The following is a 10,152-nucleotide window of genomic DNA, read 5'->3' as shown; positions in this document are numbered from 1 at the left end:
CTGGCGCTGGCGCCCGTCGCGGTGGTCCCGATGGTCGTCTACCCCTACGGCAAGCGGTTCACGAACTTCCCGCAGGCGATCCTCGGCCCTGACCGCCTGTCAGGGAGGAGCAGCGGCCACCGGAAGGCGAACAGCCCTGAGCCGTACGCGGCCCCGAGCACGCGGCCCAGCCCGGCTCGCCTCGCGCTATTACGCCGTAATAACCGCCGCACCGCTCCCCCGGAAGCCGGGCCGCTCCGGCTCATCGCCGGCCAGCACGCCCTCGACGGCTATTACGCCGTAATAGCGCTCAGGCTCCCTCATTAGCCGCCGACCGCAGCCCGCCGGGCCCCGGCGAGGTCGCGGGCCATACCCGACCGTTGCCCTGACCGCCTGTCAGGAGGGCCTGCGGCCACCGGCACACGCGCAGCCCTGAGCCGTACGCGGGCCCGAGTACGCAGCCCGGCCCCGCTCGCCCCGCACTATTACGCCGTAATACCGAGCGCGCTCCACTCCCACCGGCGCCGAAACGCCCGCTACCCGTACCGCTGGCCCTGCCCCCCTCCGCAGCCGGCATGCCTCGCCGACTATTACGCCGTAATAGCCCCGCCTGCTCTCCCCCAGGCCGACCGGGGTCCGGCGAGTCCGAATGCGCAGCAGCCTGAACGTGCCACTGGCACCCAGCGACGCCCACCGCCGGATGGCCAGCGCCCCGCACTATTACGCCGTAATACCGAGCGCTCGGCTCCCAACGGAGGGGCGAGCCGCTGCCCCCTGCCGCTGCCACTCCCCTGCGGCCATCACAACCTCGGCCGACTATTACGCCGTAATAGCGGCGCGTGACTGTCGGCCCCTCGCAGAGATGGTGGCGCGACACCGGTCGGTCGCCGCACAGGATGCGTGGAGGCTGGAGCCCGGATGCGTCGGCAGACGCAGGACGGCGGCTCCCCTGGTTATTACGACGTAATAGCCGGCACCCCACTCACGCACCGCGGAGGAGCCGCGACCGTCCTCCGGAACCATCACACCGACGGCGGCTATTACGACGTAATAGCCGCCGAGGCCCCGTCAGATGGGCGGCCCTGGCGTGCCTCGGACCGACAAGCCAGCAGAGGACAGCCGACCAACACCTCACCAGAGCACCGGAGCACCGGAGCACCGGAGCACCGGAGCACCGGAGCACCGGAGCCAACGCTTCACCAACAGGACGGTTCATGGACCCCATCACTCACTGGACCACCCGGGGGGACCTGATGCCCAAGAACACCACCGTGCCAAGCCGCCCAAAGTGAAGATCTACCGCAGCTGCTGCGGCAGGGACCGCCGCGCCATTGCCCTGGGCAGCTGCGCCACGAACACCGCCACCTACTCCCCCGGCTCCGGCTCCGGCTCCGTCGACTATTACGCCGTAATAGCGCCGCCCTGTGGCCGAACCCTCCGGTCACAGGGCGGGGCGGGCTCAGGCAGTAGCGTCGCTCGGCTATTACGCCGTAATAATCGAGCGCCGGAGGGGGCAGGAGCCGACCACACCCAACCGAGCCCAGAAGGAAACGCTGCGTGCGGGCACGCGAGAGCACGGGCTGCGGGGAAGATGAGGGTCCGTCGTCAGCAGGGGCTGACCGTGCGGGCCATTGATTCATCGTCACGGGCCCTGGCCCACTTCGGCCAGGGCCACAGATCACATACGGGAGCTCCCATGTCCGAACGGCCCGAGAAGATAGCGCCGAGCACCCCCATGACCACCGAGGAGATCGAGGCGGCCCACGTGATCAGACCGCCCAAGCTCAACGGCCAGGTCACACTGCACGAGTACGACCCCCAGTGGCCCGCGCTCTTCGAGCAGGAGGCCGCCCGCATGCGCGAGCGCCTGCACCACGTCGGCCACCGGATCGAGCACGTCGGCTCCATGTCCGTGCCGGACCTGCCAGCCAAGCCGGTCATCGACATCCTCCTGACCCTCCCCGACCCCGGCGAGGAGGCACGCTACGTACCGTTCCTGGAGGACCTCGACTACACCCTCGTCATCCGTGAGCCCGAGTGGTACGAGCACCGCCTCCTGCGCAAGCACGGCCTGGGCCCGAGCGCCGAAGCGGTCAACCTGCACGTCCTGCCCGCGGACTGCGAGGAAGCCATCCGTATGCTGCGCTTCCGCGACCGGCTGCGCACGGACAGCGGCGACCGCAAGCTGTACGCCGATGCCAAGCGGTCCCTGTCCCGGCAGTCCTGGGAGTACATGCAGAACTACGCCGACGCCAAGTCCGAGGTCGTAGCCGCGATCCTCGTCCGGGCGATGGCGGGGGACACTTCCGAACCAGACGCGTAGGCAAAGGACCGAGGCCGATCGCAAGCAACCACAACTCCCCGCACACACGGCACGCGGCACGCGGCGCGCCGCACAGGCATGGACGCGACGGGGGAGAGCTACCCGGATCGGCTTCGGTGCAGACTGAACACGCACCGCTATTACGGCGTAATAGCCGGCCGCCATCAGCAGACAAGGGACGAGTGACGAGAGCGCCGATCCGTCAGCGGACGTCGAAGGTCCCGAACTTGCGCGTGGCATCCGCCGGCAGCGTCCCGAAACGCATGGGCAGCGTCTCGGCCATCAGCGAGTTGTCGTCCGGGGGAGTGACGCCCTTTCTCTTTGCGCCACATCGCGAGGTCCTTGGCGTAGACGACCTAAAGCGATATGCTTGCCAGTTTTCGCCGTCTCCGTTTCCCGCGCGAACGCCCGTGAGCCGTCCGTCATCAAGACGTCCACGGGCAGGCCCTTGCCTTCGCCCCTGAGGGAAAAGCCAGAGCAAAAAGCTCTGTACGGCCCACTGATGGGCGATCTCGACACCAGTCAGCCCATCACCCCGCCCGCATCACGTTCGGCGCTCCTACCCCCCTTCTCTGGCCTCGGATTTTCTACCGTTCTAAGAGAAGTGTTTCGTTATGCCCGTTTTTCGCCCTTACGTCACCCCGTACGGGTTGACGCGGGGAGGGGCTCCCGGGCCTGGTCTACCTGCGGGCAGGAGGACGGGATCAACGGGGCTGACGGGACCGAACTTCACCCATTCGCTGGACAACTACTCCAGGCGGAGGTCAGGGGAGGCTATGGGCCCCCGCCCGGCGGCGTTCAGTCCCGTACGGTTCAGTCCCGTACAGGGACACCCCAAGAAAACGCAGGTCAGAGCACACATCCGCCAAATCCACGGGACTGACGGGACCAACCCTGCTAGTTATCTTCTGCTCAGAACACTCCAACACGCGCGCGCACACGTGAGGAGTCGGAACGCTTGAGCAGCTTATAACTATGACCTTCGGCCCCGTCAGTCCCGTAAAAGAGGGAAACCCCCCTCTGACCAGGCATGATGTACAACGGGACTGAGTCCCGCCCCAGATGACGGGACTGAACCGGCACAGGAAAGAACGACAGGATGGTCCACCTGCCCCTGCCCACTGCGGGACTGACGGGACCGAATTCCTCCGACACGCCAGGGCTGTGCTGACGCTGCCCCGCCGGTGGGCTACGCTCGTGCCGCAAACCCGAAACCTCAGTCCCTTCAGACCCGTTGGCCCCACCGAAAAAGGCCCCCGGCAGTTGGGCCGGCTCCCGCGAGACGACAGACGTTCAAGGAACCACGAAGGCCGCTCGAAGAACGCCACAGACCCGCTTGCAGGACCGCTCGAAAAACGCTCATAGCCCCGCCTGCAGGACCGCACAAAGAACCGCACGAACCGTGACAAGGATGCCCCGTTGACCCGCCAGCCCTCGACTGAGCCAACGGTCTCGGCCGAGGCCCTGGCCCTGGCCGAGACCAGGCACGGCCACGAAGCACACGGACACGCCCACGGTCCCGCACAACCCCCCGCCCCGGCCCCGGGCTTCGCGCACCACCCCGAAGACAGCCACACCCCCGCATCCCCCGCACACGCTTCGGCACGCCCCCACCGCCACCCCCACTCCCACGCTCACGCCATCGCCCGCTGGTGCGCCAAGGCCGGCTGGCCCGTCCACCCCCTGGCGCCCCAGCAAAAGGTCCCGCCGGCCAACTGCCAGGCGTGCAAAGACAACCCGCACAGCCCCACCGCGTGCCCGTGCAAGGCCGCGGGCCGCTGGTGTCACGGGTTCCACGCCGCCACCACCGACATGGACCGCATCGACGCCTGGTGGCAGGCCCAGCCCCGCTTCGGGGTCGGCGTCTCCTGCGGGCCCGCGGACTTGGTCGTGCTGGACGTCGACGCCCATGCCACGCAGGTCCCCGACCGCTCCCGCCTCCTGCCGGGCATCCCGATCGCCCCGCAGGTCAACCTGGACGGCCTGGCCACAGGTTTCGACACCCTGGCGCTCCTGGCAGCCCTCCGCGGTCGGCCCAACCCGGCGGAGGACACCGGGACCCTGCGCGTACGCACGCCCTCCGGCGGCCTGCACATTTGGTACCGCAACCCGAACCCCACGATCCGCTACCGCTCCTCCACGGGGTCCAGCCCCAAGACGGCGCTGGCCTGGCAGGTGGACGTGCGGTCCGACAACGGTTACATCGTCGCCCCCGCGACCAGGACCACGGCGGGCAGCTACCGCCCCGTGGGAACGGCCCGCCACCCGGCACCCCTGCCCCAATGGCTCGCCGAGGAACTCGCGCGCACCCGGCACGTCCCTGCCCCCGCTACGACGACGAGCACACCCACAACCACAAAAGCACCCCCAAACCCAAACCCATCCCCAGCGCCATCCTCAGCCCCAGCCCCAGATCCATCCCCAACCCCAGATCCATCCCCAACCCCGACTCGCCCCCGCCGACGCCGACGCTCGGCCAAGGGAGCCGAACGCCTCCTGCACCCCCTCCTCGCCGAGGTCAGCGCCTGCGCGGCCACCCCGGAGGGGGCGAGCTTCACGGAGAAACTGAACCGGGCCGCCTACACCGCCGGCGGCCTGGTCCAAGGCGGCCACCTGGACCGGGAGGCAGTGCGGGAACAGCTCCTGGAGGCGGCCCGCTCCGCCCGCCCCGCCCAAGAGGGCCGCAACCTGACGATCATCGAGTCCGCTCTGTCTGCAGGCGCCCAGCGCCCACTCCACCCCCGAGGACGTTCATGAGCGCCGAGCCCGCACGCTTCGACGCCGAAGCGGCCGCCGCACAGATCCGCCAACAGAGCCTCGACCTCGCGATGCCGGACACGCACCCCGGCCTCCCGAGCCTCCCGGCCCAGCAGACGGACGCCTACCACCCTCCCGCCGCCTCCGGGACCCCCGCGCCCCCCGAGACCGGACTGCTGCCCACCTCCCTGACCGACCGGGGCAACGCCAAACTGTTCGCCCGCCTCTACCGCGACCAGTTCCGCTACGTCATCGGGATGGGCTGGCACTCCTGGGACGAGTACCGCTGGAAGCTCACCGGCGGCGACGAAGCCGCCATCTGGGCGGCCGGTGAAATGGCCGAGCAGATCGCCGAGCACGACCCCACGGGCCGGTTCAGCGACCGCGCGCTGGCCGCCCACCGCCGGCACTCGGAATCGACCTCGGGACTCAAGGCCCTGCTGTTCCAGGCGCAGGCCGCGCCCGGCCTGCGCCTGGACCCCGACGTCCTGGACGGCGACATCTACGCCCTGTGCACCCCCGCCGGCGTCGTGGACCTCAGGACCGGAACCCTGCGCAAGCCGGACCCCCTCACCGACATGCACTCGCGGGCCACCCTCGTCGCCCCCCAGGCCATGCCGATCCCGCGCTGGGACAGCTTCCTGCGGGACACCTTCGGCGACGACGAGAAGGGCCTGGAGACCACCCGCTTCCTGCACCTGCTGCTCGGCTACTCCATCACCGGCGACGTCGGCGCGCAGGTACTGCCCTTCCTCTACGGTTCCGGGGCCAACGGCAAGTCCGTACTGCTGGAGGTGATGACCCAGATCCTCGGCGACTACGCCAACGCCGCGCCGCCCGGATTCCTCATGGAGAAGGGCAAGTTCACCGAGCACTCCACGGAACTCACCGAGCTGCACGGCCGCCGCATCGTCGTATGCAGCGAACTGAAGCCCAACGACAAGTTCAACGAGGCCCGCGTCAAGCTTCTCACCGGCGGTGACACCATCACCGCCCGCCGGATGCGGCAGAACTTCTTCACCTTCACCCCCACGCACAAGCTGTGGCTGCTGGGCAACCACCGCCCCGAGGTCGGCACCGGCGGCTACGCGTTCTGGCGGCGTATGCGGATCATCCCGTTCGAACGGAGCGTGCCCGACGAACGCAAGATCGACAACCTCGCCGCCGAGCTCGTACGCGACGAGGGCCCCGGCATCCTCCAGTGGCTGATCGAGGGAGCCAAGCACTACCTGGCCACCCGCGACCCGCTCACCGGCCCCGCCTCGGTCCGGGTGGCGACCGCCGCCTACGAGACCACCGAAGACCACGTCGGCCGCTTCCTCACCGAGTGCTGCACCAGGGGCACGAACGGCGGCACCAGCGCCGACCTGCGCGTGGAGCAGAAACTCCTGTACGAGACCTACGGGCGCTGGTGCGCCGACGAAGGCATCCGCCCCTCCACCAGCCGTGCTTTCGCCAGCCGCATCCGGCAGGAACTCGGCCTGTCCTCACCCGCAGAAATGATCAAGAACAACGCGACCAAGCTGTACCCCGGCCTCGCCCTGCTCCCCGAGGGCGGCGACACCGACCGAGGAAGCGGGGCATCGTGAGGGACCGCCACGCTCCGGCCCCGACCGAGGCCGCGAGCCACCCGTACGATGGACGATGCTCGCCCCGCCGGCCCGCCCGGACGCCCGGGAAGCCGAGCCGCGTGAATGCCGCACCCGAAGGCCGTTGCCCGGCCGCCCAGACCCAGGAGGCCTGATGAGCGCGATCCCGCAGGAAGGCGATCTCGCCCAGGAAGCCGAGGTCGTCTGGCTGGAGGACCCGACCGACCTGGACTACGTCCGCCAGGCCCTGGACAAGGTCAACACCCGTAAGGGCAAACCGCGCTACGAACGCGACGGTCGCCTCATCGGCTACTCCAACCTCGCCCCGAAGGCCCCGCGCAGCGCCGACAGCGGCCTCTTCGCCCGCCGCACGTTCTACCTCCTGCCCCACGACCGCCCCAACCAGCCGGACGACCCCGAGTGCCCCTACCGGGTCGGCTCCCCCCTCGAAGCGGTCGACCCCCGGACCATCGCCGCGGGCAAGGTGGGGGAGAAGACCCCGCGCTCGCAGGGCACGTCGAAGATGACGTCCGCCGGCCCGTGACAGCCCCGAGGACCGCCGGTGCCGACTGCATGTCACCGACTGCATGTCACCGACTGCTTGTCACCGACTGCTTGTCACCGACTGGTGTCACCGCTTGGTGTCACCGCTTGGTGTCACCGCTTGGCGTTCAGCACTGCCGCAAGGCTCTCTCGCAGATCCTTGACGAAGTAGGCGGGAACCTCCAGTGAGGGGAAGTGCCCCCCGCTCTCGGGCGAACTCCATCGGACGATGTGCCGGTACCGCTCCTGTGCCCAGGGGCGAGGGCACTTCTCGACGTCGCGGGGATACGCGGTGATCGCCGAAGGGACGTCGACCCGGAGTTCGGGGTCCAGTGAGTTGTGGCTCTCGTAGTAGATGCGGGCGGCCGATGCGCCGGACCGCGTCAGCCAGTACAGGGTGACGTCGTCGAGAACGCGGTCTCTGGAGATCGTCTCGAACGGGCTGTCCTCGGTGTCCGACCACTCGGCGAACTTGTCGAGTATCCAGGCGAGAAGCCCGACGGGTGAGTCCACGAGCGAGTATCCGATGGTCTGCGGTCGGGTCGCCTGCTGCTTCGCGTACGCCGCGCGGTGGCGCCAGAAGTCGCGGCTCTCCTCGACCCATTGGCGCTCGGTCGCCGTCAGCCCGTCCGTCGTCAATCCGGGCGGGCCCTCCGCGAACGTGGTGTGGATGCCGAGGACGTGCGCCGGGAATCTGCCGCCGAGGACCGTGGTGATATTGCCTCCCCAGTCGCCGCCGTGGGCCGCGAACCTGCGGTAGCCGAGCCTGTCCATCAACTCCACCCAGGCAGCCGCGATCTTCTCGGTTCCCCAGCCGGTGGTAGCCGGCTTGTCGCTGTAACCGAAGCCCGGCAGCGACGGGACCACGACGTGGAACGCCGGAGCGTCCGTGTCGTCCGGGTCCGCCAGCTCGTCCACGACGTCGACGAACCGGGCGATGCTGTCCGGCCAGCCGTGCGTCAGAAGCAGAGGAGTGGCATCCGCACGCGCGGACCGCCGGTGCAGGAAGTGGATTCCAAGGCCATCGATGGTCGTACGGAACTGGCCGATTCCGTTGATGCGCTCCTCGAACGACCGCCAGTCGTACCCGGTGCGCCAGTAGTGCACGACGTCGACGAGGTCGGCGAGAGGAACGCCCTGTTCCCATCGGCGACGGCCAGACGCGGCTCGATGGACCGTCTCGGCCTCCGGCAGCCGCGCCGAGGCCAGCCGGGCGCGCAGGTCGTCGAGGTCGGCGTCGGTTGCGTGGGCTCGAAATGCGTGCACGCGTACGTCGCTGGTCGGGCGGGGCATGAGACCTCCTGGCCGTCGCGGAACCGGCCACGACCTCCCGTGAACCGGCTATGACGGTTCTACTATGTCCTCACGCCCGCGGGCAACCGGCTAAGGTGGTTCCATGCGTGCCGGCTTCCCTGACTTTCGCCTCGGTACCGTGCTGGCGACCAGCTTCACGGGCACCCTGTCGGAGCGTCATGGCGACGCCGTGGAGCGCATACCCGCGCCGCACCGCCTCGTCGACTGGCTGGCGGTGTACGGCCTCGCGGTCGACTCGTGCACTACCGCCCAGCTCGAACGGGCGAAGGAACTGAGGGAGTCGATCCACGCTGCCGCGACAGCAGCCGCGATCCAGGACGCTCTCCCCGCCTCCGCTGTCCGCGTCATCAATGACTGCAGCGCTCAGGGGCGGACGGCGGCGATCCTGACGCCCGAGGGCGAGCGGCTGTGGCAGCTCGGGTCGCCTTCCCGTGTGGAGGATGCCCTCAGCGTGATCGCCGCCGACGCGATCAGCGTCATCGCGGGCGAACGAGACGGAAGGTTGGCCTTGTGCGCGTCGCCCACCTGCCGAGCCGCCTTCTTCGACACCAGCCGAAGCCGCACCCGCAGATGGTGCGACATGAACACATGCGGAAACCGACAGAAGAAGGCGCGCTTCAACGCCAACCGGCGCAAGGACTCCGCTCCAGCTCCAGCGGAGTGATCGCTACCTCGGTACATCCGAGTGGCCTGCGCCTCCCGTGAGCACATGCCAGACAAGACAAGGACTCAGTCGCTTCAGTCGCTTAGGGGCACTACCTGCTGTACAAGCCACGCAGTGCCATGGTGACGACACAACGACACAACGACAGGACGACACGAACCGGCTGGGCGTGGCGGAATGGCAGCCGATGAGCGCCGTGGGAGCCGACCGCCCCTGTGTCCCCACGGTCAGGCCATCTCGACGTAGCGGTGGACCCTGTCGAAGCGCCGGTCCGCCACGTCCCGGCGGCGGACCACCCAGTGGGCCACGCCGGAGTCCAGTTCCGTGACGTCCTCGCCGCACCTCCAGCTGCCCAGGAGAGCCCAGTCGTCAACGCCCTCGCCATGAGCCGTGTCTGCGGGACCACGGGCGTAGTGGACGGGGTCGTTCTGGGGCGAGACCGGGTGGCCGCCGATCTGCAGGGCCCAGGCGGGCCGGTGGCCACCCACGTGCGCCCAGGCGTCGCTGAGTTCATCGGCGAGCTCGAACTGCTCGTCCTCGGGGAAGCTGCCCCATCTGTCGAGAGCGAAGCTCTCCGGCATCTGCGCGCTCGGCTGGTGCCAGACCGTGCGAAGCTCACGCGGCCGGTAGGGCTCGCGCCAGCTGTGCCCGAGGGGACTCCGGGCAGTCGGAACCCCGGCCGGGACGTACAGCACCGCGTCGGCCACCTGCCCCCCGATGCCCTGCATATCGGTACCGGAAAAGAGGAGCAGGTGCCCGTCGTCGGGGAGCGGGAGGCCGGTGGCGCCCGACGGAAGAGCCGCGAGATCGACGGAGGCCACGAAGTGCTCGGACGGCCGCGGCACACCGCGCGGCAGCATGGGTTCACCGCCGATCCGAGCCACGAGGGGTTGGCATGCGCCGTATGCGGCTCTTCTCGGGTGTTCCATCGACGTCTGCAGTCACGGGGCCGTCCATCGATCGAGGTCACGACCGGCTGGACG

The 10,152-nt window shown here is 69.1% G+C and carries 7 protein-coding genes and 1 pseudogene; 6 read left to right on the top strand and 2 right to left on the bottom strand.

Annotated elements, in window-relative coordinates; translation table 11 throughout:
- The 5 genes and pseudogenes from AB0I16_RS35505 to AB0I16_RS35485 all read left to right on the top strand — a co-directional run.
- A pseudogene (locus tag AB0I16_RS35505) lies at positions 1 to 306 on the top strand (hypothetical protein); the annotation flags it as partial.
- Positions 307 to 1,675: 1,369 nt separating this feature from the next.
- A complete protein-coding gene (locus AB0I16_RS35500) occupies positions 1,676 to 2,302 on the top strand; it encodes a GrpB family protein (protein WP_363253812.1) in 627 nt (208 codons plus the stop codon).
- Positions 2,303 to 3,943: 1,641 nt separating this feature from the next.
- Positions 3,944 to 5,059 (top strand): bifunctional DNA primase/polymerase, encoded by a 1,116-nt coding sequence (locus AB0I16_RS35495; RefSeq protein WP_363253813.1) that lies wholly within the window; start codon positions 3,944 to 3,946, stop codon positions 5,057 to 5,059.
- A complete protein-coding gene (locus tag AB0I16_RS35490) occupies positions 5,056 to 6,648 on the top strand; it encodes a phage/plasmid primase, P4 family (protein WP_363253811.1) in 1,593 nt (530 codons plus the stop codon). Before AB0I16_RS35495 ends, AB0I16_RS35490 begins: the two co-directional genes overlap by 4 nt.
- A gap of 154 nt (positions 6,649 to 6,802) precedes the next feature.
- Entirely contained in the window at positions 6,803 to 7,192 is a 390-nt protein-coding gene (locus tag AB0I16_RS35485; protein WP_363253810.1) for a DUF6009 family protein, read from the top strand.
- A 113-nt stretch (positions 7,193 to 7,305) separates the two neighbouring features.
- Here AB0I16_RS35485 and AB0I16_RS35480 read toward each other — a convergent pair whose 3' ends face one another.
- On the bottom strand, positions 7,306 to 8,484 hold the full coding sequence (locus AB0I16_RS35480; RefSeq protein WP_363253809.1) for an epoxide hydrolase family protein: 1,179 nt from the start codon (positions 8,482 to 8,484) through the stop codon (positions 7,306 to 7,308).
- Positions 8,485 to 8,587: 103 nt separating this feature from the next.
- Between AB0I16_RS35480 and AB0I16_RS35475 the strand changes: the two genes are divergently transcribed.
- Entirely contained in the window at positions 8,588 to 9,169 is a 582-nt protein-coding gene (locus AB0I16_RS35475; protein WP_363253808.1) for a CGNR zinc finger domain-containing protein, read from the top strand.
- Positions 9,170 to 9,396: 227 nt separating this feature from the next.
- Here AB0I16_RS35475 and AB0I16_RS35470 read toward each other — a convergent pair whose 3' ends face one another.
- Positions 9,397 to 10,098 carry a DUF1963 domain-containing protein gene (locus AB0I16_RS35470; protein ID WP_363253807.1) on the bottom strand — a complete coding sequence of 234 codons (702 nt, stop codon included), beginning with the start codon at positions 10,096 to 10,098 and terminating at the stop codon, positions 9,397 to 9,399.
- Positions 10,099 to 10,152 lie beyond the last annotated feature (54 nt).

Origin of the sequence: Streptomyces sp. NPDC050703 (assembly GCF_040654435.1) — a bacterium.
Classification (GTDB): Bacteria; Actinomycetota; Actinomycetes; order Streptomycetales; family Streptomycetaceae; genus Streptomyces.
This window is presented reverse-complemented; position numbering and strand designations above follow the sequence as displayed.